This window comes from Neobacillus cucumis, assembly GCF_016908975.1.
Taxonomy (GTDB): Bacteria; Bacillota; Bacilli; order Bacillales; family Cytobacillaceae; genus Neobacillus; species Neobacillus cucumis.
The window spans coordinates 47,475-72,954 of sequence record NZ_JAFBEX010000022.1 but is presented as its reverse complement, the minus strand read 5'-3'; the positions used below and the strand labels follow the sequence as shown (position 1 = coordinate 72,954).

At 39.1% G+C, this 25,480-nt stretch carries 23 protein-coding genes; 14 read left to right on the top strand and 9 right to left on the bottom strand.

Annotation, left to right across the window (positions count from 1 at the left end):
• Positions 1-142: 142 nt before the first annotated feature.
• From uraH to JOC76_RS23445, 5 genes are all read right to left on the bottom strand, one after another.
• Positions 143-496 carry a hydroxyisourate hydrolase gene (gene uraH, locus JOC76_RS23465; RefSeq protein WP_205181200.1) on the bottom strand — a complete coding sequence of 118 codons (354 nt, stop codon included), beginning with the start codon at positions 494-496 and terminating at the stop codon, positions 143-145.
• A 50-nt stretch (positions 497-546) separates the two neighbouring features.
• Complete coding sequence (locus tag JOC76_RS23460; RefSeq protein ID WP_205181199.1) at positions 547-1,974, bottom strand: flavin-containing monooxygenase; 1,428 nt, start codon at positions 1,972-1,974, stop codon at positions 547-549.
• A 42-nt stretch (positions 1,975-2,016) separates the two neighbouring features.
• On the bottom strand, positions 2,017-2,526 hold the full coding sequence (gene uraD, locus JOC76_RS23455) for a 2-oxo-4-hydroxy-4-carboxy-5-ureidoimidazoline decarboxylase (protein WP_205181198.1): 510 nt from the start codon (positions 2,524-2,526) through the stop codon (positions 2,017-2,019).
• A gap of 17 nt (positions 2,527-2,543) precedes the next feature.
• Positions 2,544-3,869 (bottom strand): nucleobase:cation symporter-2 family protein, encoded by a 1,326-nt coding sequence (locus JOC76_RS23450; RefSeq protein WP_205181197.1) that lies wholly within the window; start codon positions 3,867-3,869, stop codon positions 2,544-2,546.
• 208 nt (positions 3,870-4,077) lie between these two features.
• Positions 4,078-5,679: a PucR family transcriptional regulator gene (locus JOC76_RS23445; RefSeq protein ID WP_205181196.1), complete on the bottom strand. Its 1,602-nt coding sequence runs from the start codon at positions 5,677-5,679 to the stop codon at positions 4,078-4,080.
• Positions 5,680-5,878: 199 nt separating this feature from the next.
• Here JOC76_RS23445 and allC point away from each other — a divergent pair, with 199 nt between their 5' ends.
• The 11 genes from allC to JOC76_RS23390 all read left to right on the top strand — a co-directional run bounded on the left by allC (position 5,879) and on the right by JOC76_RS23390 (position 16,720).
• A complete protein-coding gene (allC, locus tag JOC76_RS23440; RefSeq protein ID WP_205181195.1) occupies positions 5,879-7,126 on the top strand; it encodes an allantoate deiminase in 1,248 nt (415 codons plus the stop codon).
• Positions 7,127-7,180: 54 nt separating this feature from the next.
• Positions 7,181-8,392: a pyridoxal-phosphate-dependent aminotransferase family protein gene (locus JOC76_RS23435; protein ID WP_239557930.1), complete on the top strand. Its 1,212-nt coding sequence runs from the start codon at positions 7,181-7,183 to the stop codon at positions 8,390-8,392.
• 104 nt (positions 8,393-8,496) lie between these two features.
• Complete coding sequence (locus tag JOC76_RS23430; RefSeq protein ID WP_205181193.1) at positions 8,497-9,342, top strand: spore coat protein; 846 nt, start codon at positions 8,497-8,499, stop codon at positions 9,340-9,342.
• A 298-nt stretch (positions 9,343-9,640) separates the two neighbouring features.
• On the top strand, positions 9,641-10,438 hold the full coding sequence (locus JOC76_RS23425; RefSeq protein WP_205181192.1) for a hypothetical protein: 798 nt from the start codon (positions 9,641-9,643) through the stop codon (positions 10,436-10,438).
• Between the two features lie 206 nt (positions 10,439-10,644).
• Positions 10,645-11,832 carry a MalY/PatB family protein gene (locus tag JOC76_RS23420; protein ID WP_205181191.1) on the top strand — a complete coding sequence of 396 codons (1,188 nt, stop codon included), beginning with the start codon at positions 10,645-10,647 and terminating at the stop codon, positions 11,830-11,832.
• A 30-nt stretch (positions 11,833-11,862) separates the two neighbouring features.
• On the top strand, positions 11,863-12,801 hold the full coding sequence (locus tag JOC76_RS23415) for a carbohydrate kinase family protein (RefSeq protein WP_205181190.1): 939 nt from the start codon (positions 11,863-11,865) through the stop codon (positions 12,799-12,801).
• A gap of 145 nt (positions 12,802-12,946) precedes the next feature.
• Complete coding sequence (gene queC, locus JOC76_RS23410) at positions 12,947-13,606, top strand: 7-cyano-7-deazaguanine synthase QueC (RefSeq protein ID WP_205181189.1); 660 nt, start codon at positions 12,947-12,949, stop codon at positions 13,604-13,606.
• A 7-nt stretch (positions 13,607-13,613) separates the two neighbouring features.
• Positions 13,614-14,090, top strand: a complete 477-nt coding sequence (gene queD, locus JOC76_RS23405) for a 6-carboxytetrahydropterin synthase QueD (protein WP_205181188.1) — start codon at positions 13,614-13,616, stop codon at positions 14,088-14,090.
• Positions 14,083-14,811 (top strand): 7-carboxy-7-deazaguanine synthase QueE, encoded by a 729-nt coding sequence (gene queE, locus JOC76_RS23400; RefSeq protein WP_205181187.1) that lies wholly within the window; start codon positions 14,083-14,085, stop codon positions 14,809-14,811. Before queD ends, queE begins: the two co-directional genes overlap by 8 nt.
• A gap of 140 nt (positions 14,812-14,951) precedes the next feature.
• On the top strand, positions 14,952-15,515 hold the full coding sequence (locus JOC76_RS23395; RefSeq protein ID WP_205181212.1) for a YitT family protein: 564 nt from the start codon (positions 14,952-14,954) through the stop codon (positions 15,513-15,515).
• A gap of 89 nt (positions 15,516-15,604) precedes the next feature.
• On the top strand, positions 15,605-16,720 hold the full coding sequence (locus JOC76_RS23390; RefSeq protein ID WP_205181186.1) for an NAD(P)/FAD-dependent oxidoreductase: 1,116 nt from the start codon (positions 15,605-15,607) through the stop codon (positions 16,718-16,720).
• A 421-nt stretch (positions 16,721-17,141) separates the two neighbouring features.
• Here the strand turns inward: JOC76_RS23390 and JOC76_RS23385 are convergent, their stop codons facing one another.
• From JOC76_RS23385 to JOC76_RS23375, 3 genes are read right to left on the bottom strand one after another with little or no spacing between them, the layout of a single operon-like run.
• Positions 17,142-17,279, bottom strand: coding sequence for a hypothetical protein (locus JOC76_RS23385; RefSeq protein WP_205181185.1), 138 nt, complete (start codon positions 17,277-17,279; stop codon positions 17,142-17,144).
• 58 nt (positions 17,280-17,337) lie between these two features.
• Positions 17,338-18,828, bottom strand: coding sequence for a sodium:solute symporter family protein (locus JOC76_RS23380; RefSeq protein ID WP_205181184.1), 1,491 nt, complete (start codon positions 18,826-18,828; stop codon positions 17,338-17,340).
• Positions 18,828-19,031: a DUF3311 domain-containing protein gene (locus JOC76_RS23375; RefSeq protein ID WP_205181183.1), complete on the bottom strand. Its 204-nt coding sequence runs from the start codon at positions 19,029-19,031 to the stop codon at positions 18,828-18,830. The genes JOC76_RS23380 and JOC76_RS23375 overlap by 1 nt, the downstream gene beginning before the upstream one ends.
• 237 nt (positions 19,032-19,268) lie before the next feature.
• On the opposite strand from JOC76_RS23375, the gene JOC76_RS23370 reads away from it, so the two are divergent.
• The 3 genes from JOC76_RS23370 (at position 19,269) to JOC76_RS23360 (ending at position 22,820) form a co-directional block, all read left to right on the top strand.
• Entirely contained in the window at positions 19,269-19,880 is a 612-nt protein-coding gene (locus JOC76_RS23370) for a TetR/AcrR family transcriptional regulator (RefSeq protein ID WP_205181182.1), read from the top strand.
• A gap of 13 nt (positions 19,881-19,893) precedes the next feature.
• Positions 19,894-21,714: an ATP-dependent zinc metalloprotease FtsH gene (gene ftsH, locus JOC76_RS23365; protein ID WP_205181181.1), complete on the top strand. Its 1,821-nt coding sequence runs from the start codon at positions 19,894-19,896 to the stop codon at positions 21,712-21,714.
• Between the two features lie 155 nt (positions 21,715-21,869).
• Positions 21,870-22,820, top strand: coding sequence for a ribose-phosphate diphosphokinase (locus JOC76_RS23360; RefSeq protein ID WP_307784758.1), 951 nt, complete (start codon positions 21,870-21,872; stop codon positions 22,818-22,820).
• Between the two features lie 331 nt (positions 22,821-23,151).
• On the opposite strand, the gene JOC76_RS23355 is transcribed toward JOC76_RS23360, so the two are convergent.
• A complete protein-coding gene (locus tag JOC76_RS23355) occupies positions 23,152-25,464 on the bottom strand; it encodes a thiamine pyrophosphate-dependent enzyme (protein WP_205181180.1) in 2,313 nt (770 codons plus the stop codon).
• Positions 25,465-25,480: the final 16 nt, after the last annotated feature.

Sequence of the window (25,480 nt, the reverse complement as noted above, 5' to 3'; positions counted from 1 at the left end):
TATCGAGTAATTAGATAGAATGTCGTTTTTTATTACTAAACTAAAAAAGCTTAAGCGCAGGATAAGACGCTTAAGCTCTTCCAAAAAATATGAGTATAAAATGACCTCGAGAATTGTCCAGCTCCAGGCGCCTTGCGCTTTCCTAACTCCCCCGGTAGATTTGATAACCATAAGGGGATACCAGCAATGGGACATGATAATGACTTTCTATGTTAGATATACCAAACCGGACTGGGACTATGTCTAAAAAGAGGGGATCGGGGAGTGTAAGGTTTTTGCTGCGAAAATAATCCCCGATATGGAAAACAAGTTCATAGGTACCGACCTTCGTTTCTTCTCCAGACAATAACGGCTGATCTAATCGTCCGTCCGCATTCGTTACGGTGGTCTTTAATAAATACCGTCCCGCGTTTGAGACAGAATAAAGCTCTATCGTGACATTTGAAGCCGGGAGGCCATGGGTTAAATCAAGAATATGTGTAGTCAAACCAGACATAGGGGGCATCTCTCCTTTATGTACAAATAAAAACACCACCAAGAGAAAGCTTAAGCTAACTCTTGGGTGGTTGTTAAATCAACAATAAATTCTTGCACGTTGTAATTAAAGTAGTCTTCTAGGATTTCTTTACGATTATCAAGAAATAATTGATTTGATACTTCTGAAACTAGTTGTGGAATACCAAATTTCATTCCTGAAAGGGCAGAGGCTAAAATACCACAGCTGATCAGTGCTGAATAGTTGAAGGCAAACAGTCCGTAAAGGTGTTTCTTCCCCTCATCATCCTGGCTTTGGAAAGCAAAACCTGGGCTTAAATAAGGGTGTGCATCTATCATCGGATTAGCTATTTGATTTGGAGCTGTGTACAAATCGCCCCAGCGGATAATATGTTTTTCCACTAACTTAAGCTCAGGCCGTAAAGACGGATTGGTCACTAAACCGGTACTAATAATTAAGAAGTCATAGGTGAATTCCCCATTAGGTGTCGTGACAACTGCTCCTTCACTCGTGGCCTTTACGTCAAGCCACGGAGAACCTAAGTGCAGCTTAAACCCTGGCCATGAGGACGCGCGCCCAAAGGTATCATTAGTTGGCGGCTGATTATGCTTGAAGAAATGTGACATTACTTTATATTTATCCTCGTCCGATAAGAATTGGAACCGTTCAATTAAGCCGGAACCCTCCATTTGACGAATCGGATTAATGCGCGGCATTTCTTTTCGGCGTACAAAAACATGTGCTTCTGCTACACCTTTTGATAAAGCAAAATGAGCATTATCAAAGGCAGAGGCTCCACCACCTAAAATCGCTATCTTTTTCCCTTGTAGGACCGTAAAATCAATTGAATTTGAAGTATGTGCATAGAGATGTGTAGGTAATTTTTCTTTTATAAAGGAAGGGACATGCCACTCACCGCCACCTTGAATTCCGGTAGCCAAAATCACTTTACGGGCAAATAGTGTTTTATCTAAAGTGCCATGACCATCCACGTGTAAACGATACACACCCGTTTCTAAGGGCTCAATCAAAGTTAACTTTACTTCGTTATTGACAGGAAGGGAAAGGACCTCTCGATACCAGCGCAGGTAGTTCATCCAGTCTCCACGAGGAATCTTGTCAATTGCTTCCCAGCTCTTTGCACCAAATTGCGCTTCCCACCAAGAACGGAAGGTGAGGGAGGGGATGCCAAGATCGATCGAGGTCAGGTGTTTTGGTGTCCTTAAGGTTACCATTCTGGCGTAAGTTTCCCACGGACCTTCAAAGCCTTCCGGATTTTCGTCCAGGACAAGGATGTTGCTAATCCGTTCCCGCATAAGTCCAAAAGCGGCTGCTAAACCGCTTTGACCGCCTCCGATAATGACTACATCATAGACATGACCATCCTGATGTTGAACGGGACGTACCCAATCCGTACCGCCAAAGGCAAGATACGAAAGATCTTTTTTGACTTGTTTATTTAAAGCTTCTAGGCTCATCTTATATCATCTCTTTCAATATATTTGGAAAAAATTTTTTCATTACATTTTGGGAATATCAGTAATTTTCTCTTTTAAGCGGAGCAAGGCGATTTGATAAATTTCGGATAGGGCTGTATTAAATTCATGCTCTATGGAATGATGGATTCTTTCCTTCATCGCTTCAAAAATTTGCAGTTTGGTTTTTCCGCGAACAGCTAGAATAAAAGGGAAATCGAATTTCTTCATGTATTCCTGATTAAGAGAAATTATTTCCTCGTATTCTTCAGGAGCAAGATTTTGTAATCCAGCTCCTTGCTGTTCTTGGGTTGACTCTGTCGTCATCGCTGCTCGTTCGCCTAAATTCGGGTGTGCTTGAATAAGGGCGAATTTTTGTTCGTAGGTCGAGTTTTCAACGATCTTAACCATTTCTTGGTGTAAGTGATAAAGGGAAATGAATGGCTTTAATTCTGCTGCTTTGTTAGCAATCCATGGTGACTGTTCAAAAATACCACCAGCAATTTCTAAGAATTGCTGGCTGGTTGTATGGTTTATCTCAGAGATTGTATACATATGAATGAATCCTTTCCTTACAAGGTTTTGACATCGGATGTTATGGGTGAATCTGGTACGACACTTATGGAGCTCTTCAAGCCTTTAGAAAGCATAAGATTTAAAATAATAGCGCAAATGCTCCCCGTAATAATTCCATCTCCAACAAGAATTCGAAGTGTTTCTGGAAGTACTTTGAATAACTCAGGTACGACCGTGGAACCAAGGCCTAATGAAATGGAACAAGCGATAATTAATAGATTGTTATTGTCTGAAAAGTCCACATTGCTTAGCATTTTAATTCCAGAAGACACTACCATGCCAAACATAATTACGGTTGCTCCTCCTAGAACCGCTGTTGGAATAATCGTAGCTAACGCGGCAATTTTAGGGACCAGTCCTAAGCCGATTAAAATGATACCAGCTGCAGTCGTGACACTTCTTTTCTTAATGCCGGAAAGCTGTACGAGACCGACATTTTGAGCAAACGTACTGTATGGGAAGGCATTAAATATTCCTCCGAGTACAAAAGCAATTCCTTCTGTACGGTAGCCGCGGATAATGTCTTTTTCAGACAGCTCTTTTTCAGTTATTTTACTTAAAGCTAAGAAGGCACCTGTTGATTCTACAAGGATTACAGTTCCAACAATAATCATGGTTAAGATGGGGACAATCTCAAAGCTCGGAACACCGAAATTGAAAGGAGTTGGGATACGGAACCAAGCTGCATCTGCAACGGTTTGCAGGTCCACTTTTCCCATAAAGGCTGCTACAATGGTCCCAGCAATGATTCCAAGTAAAACGGAAATCGCACGCATGAACCCGGTAAAGAAACGATTCATCAATAAGATGAGGAAAAGGACGCCAAATGAAAGAAGGAGGTTTTCGGCAGAACCAAATTCTGGGCTTGAAGCGCCGCCGCCCATGTTTTTAATACCTGTAGGAATAAGTGATAAACCAATAATGATCACGACGGTACCTGTTACTACAGGTGGGAATAGTTTTAATAGTTTTCCATATACATTGGCAAATAGAATGATGAATATTCCTGCTACAATGATCGATCCATAGATGGCAGTGATTCCATAATTGGAACCAATCGTTATCATTGGTGATACAGCGACAAATGAAGTACCTAACACCACCGGAAGGCCAATCCCGATATATTTATTGTTGATTGATTGTAGTAACGTAGCGATTCCGCAGGTAAGCAAGTCAATGGCAATTAAGAACGCTTGTTGTTGTGGTGAAAACTTAAGTGCTCCACCTACGATAAGCGGAACGAGTATGGCACCTGCATACATCGCTAGTACATGCTGTAATCCTAATGAGATAACTTTTGGCTTTCCGATTACTTCTTTCATGAGAAAATCCTCCCTTTAATAAAGTGGTATCACTTATGTTATAAAATGTAACATGTGATGTTATGATTAGTTACATCATAAACAATTAGTCCTAATGTGTCATTGTTTATGATGACTAAAAATTCAGATTTTCTCTATTCACATCGCACAAAAAATAAAAGATGAAGGACCTCTATGTCGCGTTTGCTGCCGTGTTTTACAGCAGCTGTTATTTTTCTAATAAGGTTTTAATTCTAAGGGCGAGTCTAATTTGTAAGGTTGTTTCTGAATCTTTTAAGCTTCTACCAAGAATTTCTTCACATTTTTCGATTCGATAAACTACCGTGTTCCGGTGAACGAATAAGCGCTTGGCTGTCTCGGATATTTGACAATGTGTTTCTAAATAGACGGAAAGTGTTTCGAGTAAGGATTGTTCCTCTTCAATTTTTGTATCGTTAAAACCGCTAAGTGCAATAGTGTAGTAATTCTTTAAATCCTCAAGTGGTATTTGCCGCATTAACTCCATAATGTCTTTGGTGTGATAGGTTTGAATGTACGCCTTTTTCTTAGAGAGCTTTCCTTGTGACAAGGCATCGATTGCTTCCTTAAAAGCGCTTTTTGTTTGTAAGAAGTTCTGACATAATGTGCTCACTCCAAAGGAGACGGTTTTTCCAAAAAATTTAGCAACTCTCTCTTGAACTTGTAAAAGGTTTGCTTCTACAAATTCTGAAGGGGTCGAGACATTCTCTTGGACTTCGAATAATAAAATACATCTCTCTCCTTTCTTGAAAAAGTGGATGTGAGGTGTTTTCTCTGCTAAATCACTTTCGATAAAATCGAATAATTCATCCGTATCTTCGTGCTGTTGGATATAAGTGGGCTGTTGAAGCTCCCCGTCAATTTTTCCCACGGCACATATATACATTTGCTGGTTTTGTAAAGAGAATTCTGCGGCTCGACCGATGATTTCTTCTTGTGATGACAAAGTGCCATCCAAAAAGTGAAGGAAGAAATCATTGCGGATGCTTCGATCGTGTTGTTTGAGTGCAACTTCCTTCATTAATGAAAAGGAAATGACATTCGTAGCTTGTTCAATGGTTAACAAGGTTAATTGATCAGTTTTATCAATTTTACCGATTATGATCAGAAAACCGTATTTCTTATCGCTGATGTGAACAGGAAAGAGTGTGCACTCCTCTTTTGTCGAAAGGATTGAAAATGAGATCGGTGACGGCTTAGTAGATTGGAATGTAATTCCGTCGAATAGTTCATAAAAATCTAGGTTGGTTATAGGTTGGGTTATAGGTTTATGATGCTGATCAATTAATTGGACAGGCCGATCAATGATCCTGGATAAATCATGGAGTAATAATTGAATCCCTTTTCCTTGCATAATAATAGTGGTGAATTGCTTATGAGTCTCTAATACTAGTAGTAATTCGGCCGCTCTTTTATCAAGAATGGTTTGAAACGTGAGATTCACAATTTCTCCTAGTGACAATTCTAAAGGAAGTTCAATGATTGGTAAGGCTACCTGATTGGCTAGCTTAATGACTTCTTCTGGAACTTCATCTAAAAAGCGTTTGGTTTTAATTCCGAGTCCAGCACAGCCTTGTTCAGCCATAGCTTTTGCGAGTTCTGTTAACATATATGGATGATCTTTAAAGTGGTACGCGGTTGTAACCAGAAATTCATTCTTTTTTAAAAATTGAATAATATCAGGCGCATCCATCATATTGACTGATTCCACTTCCCGCTCTGTTCCAGAATCTCCTGCAATCACCTGCATTCCCGTTAGTTGTGGAATGGCTAAAAGTTCATAGATTTTCATTTGAAACACCTCTCTAATGTAAGAAAAAGTAACATGTAATGTTAGATATATTTTTATCATTGTAACAGATTTTGGTTAATTTGCATAAAAAATTGTGAAAATTTTTACTGATTAGCTAATGAAGTCTAGTTATTCTGAATGTAAACTATATCTATAACGTTTTATGTGACTAAAATTAACATAGCGAGGGGCGTAAAAAATGGCCATTCAAGTAAATAAACAATTAATGGATAAGGGTCAAGTTGAAGCAATGATTGAATGGCTTGCTTCATTTGGGCGAGAGGATAATGGCGGAGTCACGAGGCTTTTATACTCACCTTCCTGGCAGGAAGCCCAGCATGCGTTAAAAAAAGTAATGGAAGACATGCAATTAGTTCCTTATTTTGATTGTGTAGGGAATTTATTTGGTAGACTACAAGGAACAGATGCTAATGAAAAAACCATTCTAACAGGTTCACATATTGATACAGTAGTAGAGGGTGGAAAATATGACGGTGCATATGGAATTGTTGCTAGTTTACTTGCTGTAAATAGGTTATTTAACAAATATGGTTACCCGAAAAAATCGATTGAAGTGGTCTCTTTAAGTGAAGAGGAAGGAAGTCGTTTTCCCTTAACCTTTTGGGGTTCAAGAAATATTACGGGTTCTTACAATCTTGAACGTGTGAAAAACGTACAAGATGCCGGTGGGACTTCATTTTTGGAGGCTATGAAGTTTGCTGGCTTTGACCCAGAAAAGTATACACCTCCTGTACGACATGATATTGAACGTTTTGTTGAAATTCATATTGAACAGGGGATGGTGTTAGAAAAAAATGGCAACCAAATTGGTGTAGTGACGCATATTGTGGGACAACGCCGTTATACAATCAGTATTAAGGGAGAAAGTAATCACGCAGGAACCACGCCAATGCAGTACCGGAAAGATGCTGTCAGTACCGCCGCTTATTTGATTGCTTTTTTAACAGAAAAAACAAAGGAATGGGATCCTCATTTAGTGGCAACGGTTGGCAAATTGTTGGCTTCACCAAATGTCCCTAATGTGATAGCGGGTGAGGTGGAATTTAGTTTAGATATCCGGCATCACATGGAGGAAATCATTGATCAATACTGCAATGAGATCTTTGCTGAATTCAAACGGATTGCGGAAAACTTAAATATAGAAGTATCCATTGCACAGTGGATGGATGTGAAGCCTGTGAGGATGGATGTAAAAATGGGTGATTTGGCTCGCAGGATTGGTGAAGAAAAAAACATGCGTTATCAAGAAATGATTAGTGGTGCTGGTCATGATGCCCAAGTATTTGGTAGTTCTTATCCGACCTGTTTACTTTTTGTTCCAAGTCAAAATGGGATTAGTCATTCCCCGCATGAATTTACCAATCGGGATGATTTAGAAACCGGAATTGAGTTATTAACAGAGGTTTTATATAAATTAGCGTATTAAAGGGAGATGGAAGAAATGGTTTTTTCTGAGCTGTACACACCTGCACGAACAATAATGACACCTGGTCCAGTGGAAGTGGATCCTCGCGTTTTACGTGTCATGAGTACACCTATTCTAGGACAATTTGATCCGGCTTTTACCAATATAATGAATGAAGTAATGGAAATGCTTCGTCAGGTTTTTCAAACAAAGAATCGATGGGCTTTTCCAATTGACGGCACTTCCCGGTCAGGAAATGAAGCGATTCTATGCAGCATCATTGAACCAGGTGATAAGGTACTGGTTCCTATTTTCGGGAGATTTGGACATTTGCTTGTTGAAATTTGTGAACGATATGGAGCTGAGGTTCATACAATCGAATGCCCTTGGGGAGAGGTGTTTGAACCGCAAGAAGTGATTGCTGAAATCAAAAAAGTTCAACCAAAAATAGTGGCCATCGTTCATGGTGAAACCTCAACAGGCAGGATGCAGCCCTTAAAGGAAATTGGCAGAGCATGCCGGGAAAATGATATCCTTCTTGTGGTTGATGCTGTGGCCTCCATAGGAGGAGTGGAAGTCAAAACCGATGATTGGTTTATTGATGGTCTAATTGGCGGAACCCAAAAATGCTTATCTGTACCATCTGGGATGGCTCCCATTACGTATAATGACCGGATTGAAAATATTCTATTTTCTCGGAAAAAGGTTGAACGTGGTATTGCCACAATGGAAGACTTACAATATACACGAATGAGACCAGTCATCGCCAGCAATTATTTTGATTTAAGTATGCTACAGGATTATTGGGGACCTAGGAGACTAAATCATCATACGGAGGCTACTTCGATGATTTATGCACTCCATGAAGGTTTGCGGCTTGTTTTAACAGAAGGTCTCGAACAGAGATTTGACCGCCATAAACTGCATGAAGAAGCTTTGGTCGCAGGGCTTAAGGCGATGGGGCTAGGTCTGTTTGGCCATTCCGATCATAAACTCCCATGTGTAACGTGTGTCGAAATTCCCAGAGGTGTGGATGGTGAACAGGTACGAAAAATGTTGTTAGATGAATTTAGCATTGAAATAGCTTCCTCATTTGGACCTTTACATGGAAAAATTTGGCGAATTGGAACAATGGGATATAGCTGCCGGAAGGAAAACGTCCTATCTGTATTAGGAGCATTAGAAGCCGTTTTAATTCGGAACGGCGTTGGCGTTAATCGAGGTGAGGCATTGCAGGCAGCTCTAGATGTCTACAAAGTAGAACGTGTTACAGTTATCTCTGATTAATAATTATTGTAATTTTACCATTTTGGAGAAATAATGGGACACATACATGTGTTGAGGCATGTGGATAATACCTTTGTTGGAAAAAACAAGAGGGAGTGTTATTCATGCCGTTCGGAGCACATGAAGCAATGGAAGTTCATGAAATACTAACTGAAAAAATCAATATGATCAATCATTTTCATATGTACGCAGCACAAGCAAAAGACCCACAATTAAAAGAAATGATTCATCGTCATTTACAGGAAGAAATAAAATCTTATGATACGGTCGTTTCATATACACACGATTATCAAAATTTTGCACCCGTGTCAGCCAACACGAATATGGGTTCTGTTCAACCAAATCAGATTCAGTATGGACTCGATAATCCAAGTATGGTAGCTCCTGAGGTCAATTCTACCTTTAATGATTTTGAAATCGCAAGTGCTTTGTTGATTTGCCATAAAAATGGGGCTGCTAATGGAGTGAAAGCTACTTTAGAAATTGCTGACCCAAATCTTCGCCAAGTTCTATTAAATGGTGCTGTTAACTGTGTAAACCAGGCATATGAAGTATTTTTATTTATGAATCAGCAAGGTCAATACCAGATTCCAACCATGAAAGATCATACAGCCAAAACCTATTTACACAGTTTTCAGCCTGTAAGTGAATCATTAAAAGCCCAATATGTTGTGAATCCTGGACAACCACAGGGAATTGACCAAGCCATGATGGGTAGCATAATGGGGAATGCTCCAATGAACCAAACAATGAATCAACAAATGAACCAACCATTACATGTTTCAAGATCAGGTCAAAACATGATGCCAATGGGCCAAATGGGTGGTACTCCAACTAGTGTTGCCATACAGCATGGTCAGAATCCAATGTATGGTCAGAATCCGATGCAAGGCCAGATGTTAGGAAATCAAACTAATATGCAACAGGGATCTCAACATTATAATCATTAATCTTTTATCAGTGGGCATGGTTAAAAACCATGTCCACTTTTGTTATCTTCAAGGAAATTATAAATTTTCGCTTGTGGATAACTGTTAATAAAAGGACTGTCGACGTCCAGCTCCAGCGCCTAGCCCCTCGATGGTCTACAGACGCTCAGGGAATGAAGGCAAAAAACGCCTTAATTCCCTGAGCGTCTTATGCTTGTCGGGGCTGTTCAAGGCGCTTGCGCTTTTGTTTTGGAACTGGTGATTTGTCCCATTCCATTTCTCTGCCAGCGAATATCATTTATTAAGGCAGGTGATAGAATTGTATTTAGTTGGTTTTTATTCTCCAAAGTCAAACTCAGGTGTAACAGAGTTGTCTGTATCGGTTTATCATTGGCTTAAAGCCAATACGAATTTATCCGTTGCATTCATTTCCTATGGATCGTTACTTAAAGAAAATACATCACATGAACTGATTCACGAATTCTCTAAGTTATCGGTTACTGAACAAAAACGTCAAGTTAAGCGAATGAAGAAAGCCCACGACATCACGATATATGATGCCTCAAGCCAATTATCTGAAGGGGTATTAAAACTACTACCGATTGTGGACAGGTTGTTTGTTGTAGGGGAAGAACATAATGAGTTTGCCTATAAGCTCCAGCAAATCATCCAGTTTGATAAGATTTTTGACAGAAATGTAAAAAGTTTTATTACTCATTTAAGAGGAAATAAAACGTTTATTCTTCATGAAAATAAGGAGCATCATGTGATTGGATTTAACTATTCCAAGCAGGAAACAGATGATGTTGGACAGATCATTTATACTGATTATGTAACGCATTACTTAAATGAAAAGTTAATTGATAAAAATGAAGTGGTCTTTAGAAAGATTAAGAAAATTCCAAAGGAAGCATTATTCCAGGGTCTCTATGAATTAGGAATCGACTTCGAAAAAGCCATGCTCTATGAAAGATATGTAAATTTACGAGAACTAATGGGACAAGATTACGAAGACGCACTCGAAGACCTCTTCCCACTCTTCATGCACACCCCCTTCACCCAAATCCTAGACAAGCTCCAAGCCGAACTCTACATGCTCGCTAAACTGAATTACTAAATGGTGCCTGTCACCATTTATCATGCCAGGATAGGAAAAATAGTGCCTGTCACCAATAATCCTATCCTGGCATGATTTATTGAATTGGAAGACATTTAAATGGAAAATTTCGCCGTTGTAGGTTACGATTTGAATAAGATGCAGATGATATAAAATGACTGATTATAAGGTACAACATCTATTCGACGACGAAAGGTGATATAGGCATGAAATATAATTTTGATGAAATTGTGAATCGAAGAGGGACTTATTCCATCAAATGGGATGGCGGGGACTTGATTAAAAAGATGGGGCTTACGGACAGATACGATGAAGAAACCATTCCGTTATTTACAGCAGATATGGATTTACCTGTGCCTCAAGCCTTGATAGATGCCTTACATAAGACGGTTGATCATCGAATTTTCGGATATTCCATTTTTCCGAATGAATATTTTGAAGCAATTCAACATTGGTTTAAAAAGAGACATGATTGGGACATCAAGAAGGAAGAGATTATCTATAGTCCTGGGACTGTCCATGCATTAAACATCGCGGTTAGAGCATTTACCAATCCTGGAGAAGGGGTTATTATTCAACGTCCTGTCTATCCTCCGTTTTCTGCTGTAATTAAAGCTAACGGTAGGGAACTCTTAAATAACGCCCTTAAATGCGATGAAGAGGGCTATTATCATATTGATTTTGTGGATTTTGAGGAAAAAGCAAAAAACGAAAACACAAAAATGTTCATTTTATGTAATCCTCATAATCCAACAGGAAGAATCTTTACTAAGGAAGAACTTCAGCAATTATCCGATATTTGTGCACGGAATAACGTTCTGATTGTTGCAGACGAGATTCACGGTGATTTAATCAGGCGGAATCAAACTTTTACACCAATTGCAAAAGTAGCGGAGAATGCCGACCATATTATTTCATTTACAGCGATTAACAAAACATTTAATCTTGCGGGGCTTCATTGTACCAATGCTATTATTTCAAACCCTAAACATCGAAAAACTTTCACTCATGTGATGGGCAACCATTTACCTTCCCCGTTCACAGTGTCTGCCTTGATTTCTGTCTACCATGATGGTGAAGAATGGCTTGAGCAGCTTAAGGAGTATATTGATGGGACAATGGAATGGGTGGCCCAGTTTTTAGCGAAACATATGCCAAAAGTGAAGGTAAGAATCCCTGAGGGAACGTATATTATGTGGATGGACTTTAGCGGGTACGGTTTAACCCCTGAAGAGGTTCATGACCGTATTTATAATAAAGCAAATGTCATTCTTGAAGATGGAAAAATGTTTGGCGAAGAGGGACTCAACTATCAAAGAATTTGTATCCCATCTCCTCGTCCAATGATTAAAGAAGCGTTTGAGAGAATTGCTAGAGAATTTGCGGATCAATAGAATAAGGAAATGGTTCAAAGGAGATTTATTTTGGAAAAACAAGGAGTCATATCATTAGGCGAACCTTTTGTTGACTATATTCCAGTCGACAATACCAACACGCATTTTCAGCCGCTTTTAGGAGGTGCAACTGTAAACGTTGCAGTAGGAACAAGCCGGTTCGGAATTCCTACATACTACTTATGTAAATTAGGGGAAGATGATACAAGCCAGTTTGTTAAAAAACAATTAATAAAAGAAGGCATCAACACCCAATATGCAGTTCACACTTCCAGTAAAAAAATTTGCGGAGTTTATGTTCATACAAAGGAAAACGGAGAGCGATTTTTTCACTCCTATATAAATGAAACGCCAGATGAAGTCTTAACCGCAAATGAAATTAGAAAAGAAGTGTTTGAGAAGTCAAAGTTTTTTTATTTTGGTTCGGGAACCCTTTTTCATCCCAAAGCAAAAGAGACCACTGAAACTTCCTTAAAGTATGCCAAGGAATTCGGTAATGTCATAGCCTTCGATACGAACATTCGCTTGCAACGATGGGAAAGTGAAGAACAATGCCGTCAAACCATTACCTCTTTTCTAAAAAAAGCCGATATTGTTAAAATCGCTGAGGATGAGTTATCTTTTTTAACGGAAACGGATTCGTTAGAGATCGGCTTAGAAAAATTATCCATATGGAAGATCCCTTTCCTGTTTGTTACAATGGGAGGGAAAGGTGCTTATGCGATTGGGAATGGACACAAGGTTTTCGTACCCGCTCCATCAGTAAATGCTGTTGATACCAATGGGGCAGGTGATGCCTTTATGGCCGCACTTCTGTATCGCTTTCACGACAAAGGGAAACCAGTTGACCAAACGGATTTAACTGCGTATCTCCAGTTCGCCAATCAAGTGGGAGCGGTAGCCACAACGCAAGTTGGTTCCTTGCCGGCTAAATTTGATCTGGTCGAATTGAAAAAACATATAAAATAGGTACCCTTTGTAATGTTTTTATGATATAATTTTTAGTATTGAATTTTTATAGAAGAGGTTCTAGTCCCCCTCGTTAAAAAAACTAAGATGAAGCAGCACTTCTATCTTGGGGTGTTGTTTTTTCTTTTGAAAGGAGATTCCTATTATGTTAAAGGATGAAAAAGCAGTCGTAGTATTTAGTGGCGGGCAAGATAGCACCACCTGTTTGTTTTGGGCCCTCAAACAATTTAAAGAAGTAGAAGTAGTCACATTTGATTATAATCAAAGGCATGCTTTAGAAATTGAATGTGCTAAAAATATAGCAAATGAACTTGGTGTCAGGCACCATATTCTAGATATGTCACTCTTAAACCAATTAGCTCCGAACGCCTTAACACGAGATGACATTGAGGTAAAAGAAGGTGTAGATGGTGAGCTGCCATCGACCTTTGTTCCTGGTCGGAATCTGTTATTTATCTCATTTGCTGGAGTCTTAGCGAGTCAAGTTGGGGCAAAGCACCTTGTTACTGGTGTTTGTGAAACTGACTTTAGTGGATACCCAGATTGCCGTGATATCTTTATTAAATCACTAAATGTCACCTTAAACCTGTCGATGGATAAGGAGTTTGTCATTCATACACCGTTAATGTGGCTGGATAAGGCAGAAACTTGGCAGCTGGCAGATGAACTGGATGCCTTAGAATTTGTACGTGAAAAAACCTTAACTTGCTATAACGGAATTATTGCCGACGGCTGTGGTGAATGTCCTTCTTGTCAATTAAGGAAAAAAGGCCTTGAGAAATACTTGTCAACTAGAGAGGCGTGATCATTACATGTACGGATTCCACATTGTCGATAAACTTCAAAAAATAAACGAAGACATTCAACCTAATCAATTAAAATACCATCATAAAAGAGTCTTAGTAAGCAAAGAATTCACCTTTGATGCCGCACATCATTTGCATAACTATGAAGGGAAATGCAAAAATCTTCATGGTCATACCTATAAAGTTATTTTTGGTATTAGCGGTTTTGTCGATGACCGTGGTCTTATGATGGATTTCGGTGATATTAAAGAAATCTGGAAAAAGGAAATTGAAATTTACCTTGACCATCGCTATCTCAATGAGACTCTGCCGCCAATGAATACCACGGCAGAAAACATGGTGGTTTGGATTTACGAAAAAATGTCTGATGCATTAAAAGATAAACAGGAAGAGTATAAAGGGGCAAGGATGGAGTTTGTCCGTTTATTCGAAACCCCAACAAGTTATTCAGAAGCTAGACGGGAGTGGATGGAAAATGAGTAAAATTCCCGTAATGGAAATTTTCGGACCGACCATTCAAGGTGAAGGGATGGTTATCGGTCAAAAAACAATGTTTGTCAGAACCGCGGGCTGCGATTATTCCTGCAGTTGGTGTGATTCTGCTTTTACATGGGATGGCACTGGAAAAAATGATATCCGAATGATGGAAGCTGAAGAGATTTTGCATGAACTAAAACAAATTGGTGGCGAGAATTTTTCTTTTGTCACCATTTCTGGTGGAAATCCTGCTTTATTAAAAAATTTAGATTCATTGATTGATATTTTAAAAGATCATCATGTGAAAATAGGATTGGAAACTCAAGGAAGCAAGTGGCAGGATTGGTTTTATAAGATTGATGAATTAACGATTTCACCGAAGCCGCCTAGTTCTTCTATGCAAACTGATTTCCAAGTGCTAGATCTAATTATTGATAATCTAAAAGAAAATAATCAATCTGGGAATGTCAGCTTAAAGGTCGTTGTATTTGACGATGCCGATTATCAATATGCCAAAAATATTCATCTCCGCTACCCTGATGTTCCGTTTTTTGTACAGGTAGGAAATAATGATATTACGACTGGGGATAACCAGAAATTGCTGTTACATTTGTTAAATCAATATGAGCAGCTCATTGATAAAGTAATGCTCGATCCTGACCTTAACAACGTTAAAGTGCTCCCTCAATTGCATACTTTTTTATGGGGAAATAAAAGAGGGGTTTAACCATTAATAGGCAAAGTGCCTGTTCCACTACTTTTAATGAAAGTGGGACAGGCACTTCTTTTTTATGTGAAAAAATGATCTCATTCTAATTAGAATGCTTGGACATATAATGAGATAAAAAACAATAAAAGGTGATTGATATCTTTCAGAAAGTCTTTGCTGTCATTATAGGAAGCTTACTATTGAGTATAGGTTTAAACGGTTTTTTAATACCGCATCATTTACTTGATGGTGGCATTACCGGAATCGCTCTTGTACTTCATTATTATACTGGCTTTCCGACGGGTTTAGCATTATTCCTTTTAAGCATTCCTTTGTGTATTTATACATGGATTTACAGACCCATCTTTTTTTATAATAGCTTTCTAGGTTTAGTTATTGTTTCTATTAGTATAGATTGGTTAGAACCTTTAAGTAACCAATTCTTGCTACCTATCTTTACCAGTGTGCTTTTAGGGGGGATCATCATCGGTTTAGGAGTTGGAATCATGCTTCGATACGAGACAAGCACAGGCGGGACGGATTTATTAGCCAGCTTATTATCAGAAGCTTTTTCATTAAATATCGGGATGGTTATTTTAATAATCGATGGTTTGATTGCCTTAGCTGCATTACAAATCATAGGGTTGTCCGCAGTTCTTTATTCATGCCTATCGATCTTTATCATCGGAATGATTACTTCACTGATAGCAAAACCTAATTGATGTCAGGTATTTTAATCTTAGGAACACTTTCATGTTATAATTTTGGATATTAAAATCATATTTAAAAATTTACATAGAAAAGGTGTTATATGCAAAATGTTATTATCATTGGAGCGGGAATTGTTGGGGCTTCGACCGCTTATCATCTTGCCAAGTTTGGTGTAGAGGTTATTTTAATAGACCGGCATAATACTGGTCAAGCCACTGATGCTGCAGCTGGTATCGTATGTCCATGGCTTTCACAGCGACGAAATAAAGCCTGGTATCAGCTGGCAAAAGGCGGTGCCCGTTATTATCCCGAGTTAATTGCACAGTTGGAGGCGGATGGTGAAACAGATACCGGCTATAAACGTGTTGGCGCGATTAGCCTCCATACTGATCCTGCAAAGCTAGAACAGATGGCAGAGCGGGCAGGGAAACGCCGGGAGGATGCTCCTGAAATTGGGGAAATAACAATTTTAACTCCATCAGAAACAAAGAGCTTATTTCCGCCGCTTTCTGGTGACTTTGGTTCCGTTCATGTCAGTGGAGGTGCACGGGTTGATGGTCGCTCATTACGTGATGCCTTGATTCGTGGTGCTCAAAAAAATGGGGCTAAATATATGAGAGGAAATGCCTCGTTGGTTTCTGAAGGAAAACTTGTTGTTGGGGTAAACCTTGAGGGGACATTTTTAGCAGCCAACCAGGTCATTGTAACGGGAGGGGCTTGGTCAAATGAGCTATTTCAGCCGTTAGGGGTTGAGTTTTTAGTAAAGCCGCAAAAGGCGCAAATCGTTCATCTCGAATTGCCTAATGTGGATACGTCCTCATGGCCAGTGGTAATGCCGGTCACCAATCAATATATCCTTACGTTTGAAAATGGTCGAGTGGTTATTGGTTCTACCCATGAAAATGAGGCAGGGTTTGATCATCGAGTAACCATCGGGGGAATTCAAGAAATTTTAAATAAGGCCATCGAGGTAGCCCCAGGGCTTTCGAATGGTACATACATGGAGACGCGTGTAGGGTTTCGTCCTTTTACACCTGGTTTTTTGCCAGTAGTCGGTGCCTTGCCACATTATGAAGGAGTTTTTGTGGCAAACGGTCTGGGTGCATCCGGCTTAACAAGTGGACCATTCATAGGTGCTGAGCTTGCTAAGCATGTTATTGGAGAGGCAACTGAGATCGATTTTAGTCTTTATGATGTAGCCGGGGCAATTGGGTAAGTGGAGTATTAATGTGAATTCTTTTTGGCATCACTGGTTCATGTGGACAAAATAAACTGAAAATCAGAGTATTATGTCCATATGAAGGGCCTATGCGGACAAATCATACCGAAAATCAGAGAGTGGTGTCCTCATGAAGACCTCATGCGGACAAAACAGAGTGAAAATCAGAGGATCGTGTCCACATGAAGGGCCCATGCGGACAAATCATACCAAAAATCAGAGAGTGGTGTACGCATGAATGGTTCTAGAACAACCCTGATACTATGCTTGTTATAAATGTTCTCAAATATGTTTCATGGACAAGCTGAACCATTTTGAACTTCGTTCGGGCAATGAAAGGCGGGTTCATGGCCAACTTGAACCATTTTCACCTTCGCACGGGCAATGAAAGGCGGGTTCATGGACAAGCTGAATCATTTTAACCTTCACTCGGGCAATGAAAGGCAGGTTCATGGACAATCTGAATCAATTTAACCTTCACTCGGGCAATGAAAGACAGGTTCATGGACAAGCTGAACCATTTCAATTCTGCTTGGGCAATGACAGGCCATAACAAAGTATAAAAAGACCTACTCCTCTATCTATTAAAATAGAAGAATAGGTCTTTTTAAATTTTAAGCGCCTTTTCTTAAACTGCTTTTTTGCTTACCAAATAATTGATCTAGCACAGGATTGGATTTGTTCTTGATCTTCGACACAAACATAGGATTAAGGACAAAAGTAACGACCACATTAGCCAATAACCCCCAGAACCCTTCATAAATACCAAAGGATTTCCCAGTTGCATAGACTGTGAAAGTAACTACTAAACCAACAAATAATCCCGCAATGGTTGCCTCTTTCGTTTGATTTTTCCAAAATAAGCTAAACACGATTGCTGGGAAGATTTGTACCATACCGGATACCCCTAGCAATTGCAATGAAACAAGTGCTGAAGGGAATACCATCCCAAACACTAATGCTAATCCAATAACGACAAATACCATACAGCGTGTAATCAATGTTAATTTTGCAGGTTTGACCTTTGGATTTATTAAATCTCTGTAGATGTTATTGGCAAACAGATTTGAAGCCCCAATCGCCATAATTGAACAAGGAATCAGTGAAGCAAGGGCAATAGTAGCATATGCTAAACCTTGGACGGTTCCACCATATGAAACCTGAATCAAATTTAATAACGCAAATCTAGGATTTGTTCCTGCTGGCAGCACGTGATAGGCTACGAAACCAAGGAAAATCAGTAAAATTAAAACGATATTATATAATGGTAAAAAGATAGCGTTTTTTCGAAGCGCATCAGCACTTTTAGCCGTAAAGACACCAGTTGCTGCATGAGCCCACATAAATAATGCTAATCCGGAAACCAGGGAAGCGGTCAAGAACCACGGAATCCCTTTTGGTCCTGTAGTCGGGATGGTTAATAACTGTGGAGAATCGGTTGCAACTTTATCAATCATGGCTCCCCAGCTTCCAAAATGCATAATCGGAAGATTAACCACAAGGAATAACATAACGACCCACACTAAAACATCCTTAATGACTGCTGTATAGGTTGGTCCTTTTATACCGCTAAAGAAGGTAAATAAAGCAACTAAAAGAAATGAAACGATCACAACTACTTTTACGTTAATATAACCTGTTCCGGCAACCGTCAACGTATCTTGAATCCCTGCTAATTGCAAATCTATGTAAGGAATAAGCATTAATACACCAACCACTGCAATTAAGAAGGATAAAAACTTACTATTAAAACGTACCTTCGCATAATCGGCAAGTGTGGTTATTTTATGACTTTTTGAAAATTTCCAAAGCTTAGGAAGGAAAAAATAAGAGATAAAATACGCAATGATCGTATATGGAATGGCAAAGAATGCAAGACTTCCGCCAGTATAAGCGGTACTTGTTAAGCCTAAAAAAGTATAAGCCGTATAAAGGTCTGCACCGACTAAGAACCAGACAAGTAGAGTACCGAATCGTCTTCCGCCAACGGACCATTCTTCAACAGAGCTCCTGTTTGATTTATCTCGCCCGGATAAAAATCCAATTAAAACAACGCCTAAAACAATGATTCCTGTGATTAACAAAGCTGTAACATTTCCTTGCATTACTCTGCACTTCTTTCTGTTTTTTGTAATTTAAAAATAGCATAAGTACATAATGGCGTTATTAACATTCCGAAAAATAACCAAAACGCCAAAAAGGGTAATCCAAAGATAATTGGCTGGACGCGGTTAACAAATGGAATGGCTGCCAGCATCAATATAAATGGCACAATAGATAGTAAAACAACGATGGACTTTTTGCCCATTTTCATAACCCCCTGATTTATAATTTTTTAACGATAGTAATAATACCAATAATTCTCAATAAAGACAACAAATTTTTAGAAAATATATAAAATTCGTTTATATTGAAATATTTATTTTTCCTTATTATAAATAATGTTCAATACTATTTCTTTGACAAGTGACAGCGTGTCATCTAGAATGTATTCATAATGACAGTATGTCATAAAATATATTAGTTAGAATTGGGGGAGTTCCCATTGCCCAAAGTCACTTTTATAAATCTACCTGATGAAAAAAAACAGACACTAATTGTGGCAATGAAAAAAGAATTTTCAAGAGTTCCGCTATATGATGCATCAATTTCAAATATCATCAAATCAGCGAATATTCCGCGTGGAAGCTTTTATCAATATTTTGACGATAAAGAAGATGCCTTCTTTTTTCTATTAAATGAATTGGTTAAAAGTATAAGAAATAAATTTGGTGTTCTGCTAGAAAAATATAATGGCGATTTATTTACTACCATGATTGAGTTTTATCAACACATCATTATGGAAGAAGAGGATGTTCATTTTCTCAAAAATGCATTCTTAAATATGACTTATAAAATAGAATTATCTTTTTCAAAAATTTTTAAAGACCAAGAATCTAACGGAAGATTACTTGAACTTGTATCTTTATTAAATACGAGTAACTTAAATATCTCTAATCACAAGGATTTATTTCATCTCTTGCAAATCGTTTTTACCATTACACTAAGAAATGTGGTTGAAAAGTTTGCCAATGAGCTTTCGCAAGAAGAAGCATTGGCTAATTATAAAATAGAGATGAATCTTTTAAAAAATGGACTAGTCCGAAAAAGTTCATAATGGAGGAACAAAAGTGAAAAAAGTAAAACCACCAAAGAAGCCGCTTGTTTTTTATTATGGAATAACCATCGTCATTATCCTGTTATTAAATTCATTTATTTTTCCATTTTTTACAAACTACTCGGTAAAAGAAGTTGATTATGGCACGTTCTTAACGATGGTTGATAAGGGGAATGTTACACAGGTTGAAATTGATGATAGTACAATTACCTTTAAGGCAAAACAAAATAACGAAACGAAGGTCTATAAAACAGGGACAATTGAAGACCCTGAATTAGTAGATCGTTTGCATAATGCAAATGTGAAATTTACAAAGGTCATTCCAAAAGAGACTTCACCGTTGTTAAATTTTATTCTTAGCTGGATTCTACCGTTTGCCATTTTTATTGCACTTGGACAATGGCTAACAAAGAAGATGCAAGGAAAGATGATGGGCGGCGGCGGTTTATCATTTGGCAAAAGTAATGCCAAGGTATACGTTGAAAAAGAAACAGGGATTACGTTTAAAGATGTCGCTGGTCAAGATGAAGCGAAAGAGGCACTTCAAGAGATTGTTGACTTCCTTCATAATCCGAAAAAATATAAAGAAATTGGCGCAAACATCCCGAAGGGTGCCTTGTTAGTAGGACCTCCTGGTACTGGTAAAACATTGCTAGCCAAAGCAGTAGCAGGCGAATCGAAAGTTCCATTCTTTTCCATGTCTGGTTCTGAGTTTGTTGAGATGTTTGTTGGAATGGGGGCTGCTAGAGTTAGAGATTTGTTTAAACAAGCACAAGAAAAAGCCCCATGTATCGTGTTTATCGATGAAATTGATGCGATTGGAAAAAGCCGTAATTCTGGCATGCCTGGGGGCAATGATGAGCGAGAACAAACCTTGAATCAGCTATTAACGGAAATGGATGGATTTGAAGCCGATAAAGGTATTATTATCCTAGCGGCAACGAATAGACCAGAAACACTTGATAAAGCACTTTTAAGACCTGGCCGATTTGACCGAAGAGTTCCAGTAGAATTGCCCGACTTAAAGGGGCGTGAATCGATCCTAAATGTGCACGCAGCCAAAGTGAAATTAGCTGATGATGTCAACTTTGATTTAATTGCTAGAGCGACATCTGGAGCTTCTGGTGCTGATTTAGCCAATATTATTAACGAAGCAGCTTTAAGAGCGGTGAGATTAGGTCGTAACAAAGTAACACAAAATGATTTAGAAGAGTCTGTTGAAGTCGTGATTGCCGGTTACCAGCGCAAAAATGCAGTGATTTCTATGAAGGATAAACTAACAATTTCTTATCATGAAATCGGGCATGCCTTGGTAGCAGCCAAACAAAACCATTCAGCACCTGTTCATAAAATTACGATTATCCCAAGAACCTCTGGTGCTCTAGGCTACACCATGCAAGTAGACGAGCAGGAGACGGTGTTAATGACGAAAGAACAGGCCTTGGATAAAATCACTACCTATATGGGAGGCCGTGCCGCTGAAGAGATTATTTTTAAAACAGTGACTTCAGGAGCTTCCATTGATATTGAACAAGCTACAAAAATTGCTAGAGCCATGGTAACAAGGTTTGGTATGAGTGAAGAGTTTGATATGATGGCACTGGAAACCGTAAATAACCCTTATTTAGGCGGCGATACATCACTTATGGTGTCAGCGGAAACTGCTGCAAGAGTCGATGCTGAAATTCTAAAGATTATTAAATCTTGCCACCAAAATGCAATTGAGATTTTAGAAAAAAATAAGGATAAATTACATGAATTGACTAAATATCTGTTAGAAAAAGAGACCATCACAGGCGATGAATTTATGTCTATTTTATTAGCAAATGAATAAATGGTAAAATAGAAAACCAAGGTAGAATGCACTACCTTGGTTTTTTTGTTTAATTTTTAAGTGCAAATTCTACCCTGATTTCTTTTCTTCATGTAGAATAGAGAAATGGACAAGAGTTAATAATGAATCAATAAACATATTTTGGGGGATCAAAGGTGACGTATCAACTGAAGAAGAGTTTTAAGATGTTTTCATTAAATTCGAATCGTGAGCTAGCTAATGAAATGGCTAAGTTGTTAGGGTGTGAACTAGGAAAAAGCTCTAGTACCCAATTTAGTGATGGGGAAATTCAAGTTAATATTGAAGAAAGTGTTCGGGGCAGTGAAGTATTTTTGATGCAATCCACTTCACATCCTATTAATGATAATATTATGGAGCTCTTGGTTATGGTGGATGCCTTGAAAAGAGCCTCAGCTGGAATGATTAACGTAGTTATACCTTACTATGGCTATGCTCGCCAAGACCGTACAGCAAGACCTCGTGAGCCAATTACAGCGAAATTAGTAGCAAGACTGTTAGAAAGAACCGGAGCAACGAGAGTCTTAACAATGGACCTTCATGCCCCACAAGTACAAGGCTTTTTTGATATTCCGGTTGATCACTTGATTGCCAACCCCATCCTTGGAACTTATTTTGAGAAAAAAGGATTAGAGGATGTCGTAGTGGTTGCCCCTCATAATGGTGCAGTCATTCGATCTAGAAAGTTGGCAAGTATGTTAAATGCGCCGATTGCCTTAATTGATAGAAGACAGGATGAATCCGGTGAAACGGAGATCATGAATGTCATTGGGAATATTGAAGGTAAAAATGCCATTATTGTTGATGATTTAATTAATACTGGTGGAACAATCACCATGGCTGCAAATGCTTTAGTAGAGAGGGGAGCAAATACCGTGTATGCTTGCTGTACCCATCCTGTATTCTCTGCTGATGCGATTAGTAAAATTGAATCTTCACCGATTAAAGAATTAGTTGTAACCAATACGATTGAGATGCCAGAAGAAAAGCGGATCAACAAAATTACAACTTTATCAGTTGCCCCATTACTAGTAGAGGCGATTGATCGAATTCATAATCAAAAAGCAGTAAGTCCATTGTTTGAATAAGAAAAGCGTAAGGCGCCCGCATATCGGCGACAAGCACAAGGCGAGCCGGTCGAAAGGTTGTTTTTTAACCTTTTGGATGGATTGACTTGTGACCTCGAGCCGAAGGCGCCTGGAGCTGGACATTTCTCGAAGTCCAAATTTATTAGCTTAACTTTTAGAAAAATCCCGCTGTGAGAGTGCTCGCAGCGGGATTTTTAGTTTATTTTCGTATAATATTACACCTTATCGGCGATTTTTTTCATATATCGGCGATTTTTAAACGCTTTTCAGCGATTTTTTCCATAAATCAGCGTTTTTTAAAATTTATCAGTGAAAATAAAAAATCTTCAAATTATAAGTATGGACTTTCATGTTTTGCCTTCAGTCTCAGCCAACGTCGTTCTACCTCATCATCAAACATTTTCAATAAATCTTGTGCGTCTTCGTTTAACAAATGTTTGGTTTTGCCCATCATCTTTAGCCAATCCGTCACCGGTAATCGCTTGTTTTTAGCTTCAGGATCGTAAGTAATGGTGGTAAGTCCATTCTCCACCTCGTAGAGCGGGAAGAAGCAGGAGTTTACTGCCGCCTCGACGATTGACTGACCTAATTCATCTTTTGATTTCCAATTCAACGGACAGGTAATTAAAATTTTTCCGTACACCAATCCTTCATTTTGCGCGAACCATTGAGCTTTAGCTGCCTTTTTCAAAAGATCCCGGTCAAACGCTTCAGTTCCCGTAAAGACATATGGAATATGAGTTGCCGCCATTATTTGCGCCGTGTCTTTGTGATGGAACGGTTTTCCTTTTTGGAATTTCCCAACACTAGAAGTGCTTGTCATATGACCCATCGGTGTTGAATAAGACAATTGACTGCCAGTATTCATGTAACCCTCGTTATCATACTCAAGAATGATCATTTTATGATTACGAAGAGCGGTTCCAATGGCAGGCCCCATGCCAATATCCATTCCACCGTCACCGGTTACCATCACAAAAGTAAAATCATCTGACAATCCCAGTTCATCTAATTCACCACGACGTTTTCTCTCATGAAACATTTCGACAAGACCGGATAATGTCGCCGATCCATTCTGGAAGAGATTATGAATATAGGTTGCTTTGTGAGAACTGTAAGGGAATCCAGTTGTAACAACCATCGCACATCCTGTATGGAAAAGCGCCACAATATCTCCTTCAATGCCTTTAAAAAATAGCTCCAATCCCGAGAAGATTCCGCACCCAGGGCATGCGCCGTGCCCTGATGCCAAGCGTTTTGGTTTTTTCGTAAGGCTTCTTAATGGAGGAATTTTTACTTTTAATTCTCCCGTTTCTTCGTCAGGAGTGACATTAATTAATCCGGAATTTAAATCTTCTTTTTTCATCGGATTTAAAACTCGTTTCGGTGCAAACTCTGCCTTTCCTGGATTGTGGCCAAAGTAATCGAATGGCTTTTCTACGAAACCATTATCAGCAGCTTCTTCAGCTAATTGGAAAAAAGTTTCAGCTTCATCCGCATAAAAATCCTTGCCGCCTAATCCATACACACGGTTTACCACTTTGGTATGACTGTTACCTACCGTTTGGAGTGCAGCACGTACCTCAAGGGCCATGTTACCGCCATGTGCACCGTAAGAATCTGCACGATCACCAACTGTAACCGCTTTAACATTTTTTAATGCTTCAGCTAACTTTTGCTGTGGGAATGGACGAATCATATTAGGGGAGATGACCCCCGCTTTCATTCCTTTAGCACGTAACTTGTCAACAACGTCTTTACATACTTCAGCAGCTGAATTCAGCATAAATACCGCAATCTCCGCATCTTCCATCCGATATAAATCAAGAACAGGATATTCGCGGCCTGTTAATTTCGCATATTCTTTTGAAATTTTCTCGAAAACAGCTTCAGCCTTATACATCGCTTCCGATTGCTGATAGCAATTATTAATATAGTCCGGTTCATTCATATAGGGACCGATCGTAACAGGATTCTCACGGTCGAGCGCATGCGGGAAGTTTCTTGGCGGTTCGCCGATAAACTTTTGAACATCTGCCCGATTCTTTACAACTTGTACACGTCGTTTTTGATGTGAGGTAAAATAACCGTCAAATGACACAATAACCGGAAGGCGGACTTCAGGGTCTTCTGCTAGTTTAATAGCGATAATGTTCATGTCATAAACGATTTGCGGGTCACGCGCCATTAGAATCGGCCAGCCGGTATTCAATGCAAAATAGAGATCAGAATGATCACCATGAATATTTAATGGACCTGACACAGACCGGTTCACTAAATTTAAGACCATAGGAAAGCGAGTACCGGATTGAACCGGCAGCTGCTCTAACATATATAAAAAACCATTAGCACTAGTGGCGTTGAACACACGTCCGCCGCCAGTGGATGCGCCATAACAGATACCAGCTGAACCGTGCTCTCCGTCAGCAGGAATGAGAACAATATCATGTTCACCTTTCGCTTTCATCCCATCAAGGAATTGAGCGACTTCAGTGGAAGGGGAGATTGGATAATAGCCCATTACATGATAATTAATTTGGTGGGCTGCATAGGCAGCCATTTCGTTACCAGATTCAAAGACAATACTCTGTTCAATCGTTCCTTTTGGAACGGTTATATTTTCTTGATTTATTTCAATGGTCATCAATTTCTGCCCCTTT

Bases quoted from the DNA above. Each gene is read 5' to 3' on its own strand.
- uraH (WP_205181200.1), bottom strand. From the start codon at position 496: ATGTCTGGTTTGACTACACATATTCTTGATTTAACCCATGGCCTCCCG.
- JOC76_RS23460 (WP_205181199.1), bottom strand. From the start codon at position 1,974: ATGAGCCTAGAAGCTTTAAATAAACAAGTCAAAAAAGATCTTTCGTAT.
- uraD (WP_205181198.1), bottom strand. From the start codon at position 2,526: ATGTATACAATCTCTGAGATAAACCATACAACCAGCCAGCAATTCTTA.
- JOC76_RS23450 (WP_205181197.1), bottom strand. From the start codon at position 3,869: ATGAAAGAAGTAATCGGAAAGCCAAAAGTTATCTCATTAGGATTACAG.
- JOC76_RS23445 (WP_205181196.1), bottom strand. From the start codon at position 5,679: ATGAAAATCTATGAACTTTTAGCCATTCCACAACTAACGGGAATGCAG.
- allC (WP_205181195.1), top strand. From the start codon at position 5,879: ATGGCCATTCAAGTAAATAAACAATTAATGGATAAGGGTCAAGTTGAA.
- JOC76_RS23435 (WP_239557930.1), top strand. From the start codon at position 7,181: ATGACACCTGGTCCAGTGGAAGTGGATCCTCGCGTTTTACGTGTCATG.
- JOC76_RS23430 (WP_205181193.1), top strand. From the start codon at position 8,497: ATGCCGTTCGGAGCACATGAAGCAATGGAAGTTCATGAAATACTAACT.
- JOC76_RS23420 (WP_205181191.1), top strand. From the start codon at position 10,645: ATGAAATATAATTTTGATGAAATTGTGAATCGAAGAGGGACTTATTCC.
- queC (WP_205181189.1), top strand. From the start codon at position 12,947: ATGTTAAAGGATGAAAAAGCAGTCGTAGTATTTAGTGGCGGGCAAGAT.
- queD (WP_205181188.1), top strand. From the start codon at position 13,614: ATGTACGGATTCCACATTGTCGATAAACTTCAAAAAATAAACGAAGAC.
- queE (WP_205181187.1), top strand. From the start codon at position 14,083: ATGAGTAAAATTCCCGTAATGGAAATTTTCGGACCGACCATTCAAGGT.
- JOC76_RS23390 (WP_205181186.1), top strand. From the start codon at position 15,605: ATGCAAAATGTTATTATCATTGGAGCGGGAATTGTTGGGGCTTCGACC.
- JOC76_RS23380 (WP_205181184.1), bottom strand. From the start codon at position 18,828: ATGCAAGGAAATGTTACAGCTTTGTTAATCACAGGAATCATTGTTTTA.
- JOC76_RS23375 (WP_205181183.1), bottom strand. From the start codon at position 19,031: ATGGGCAAAAAGTCCATCGTTGTTTTACTATCTATTGTGCCATTTATA.
- JOC76_RS23355 (WP_205181180.1), bottom strand. From the start codon at position 25,464: ATGACCATTGAAATAAATCAAGAAAATATAACCGTTCCAAAAGGAACG.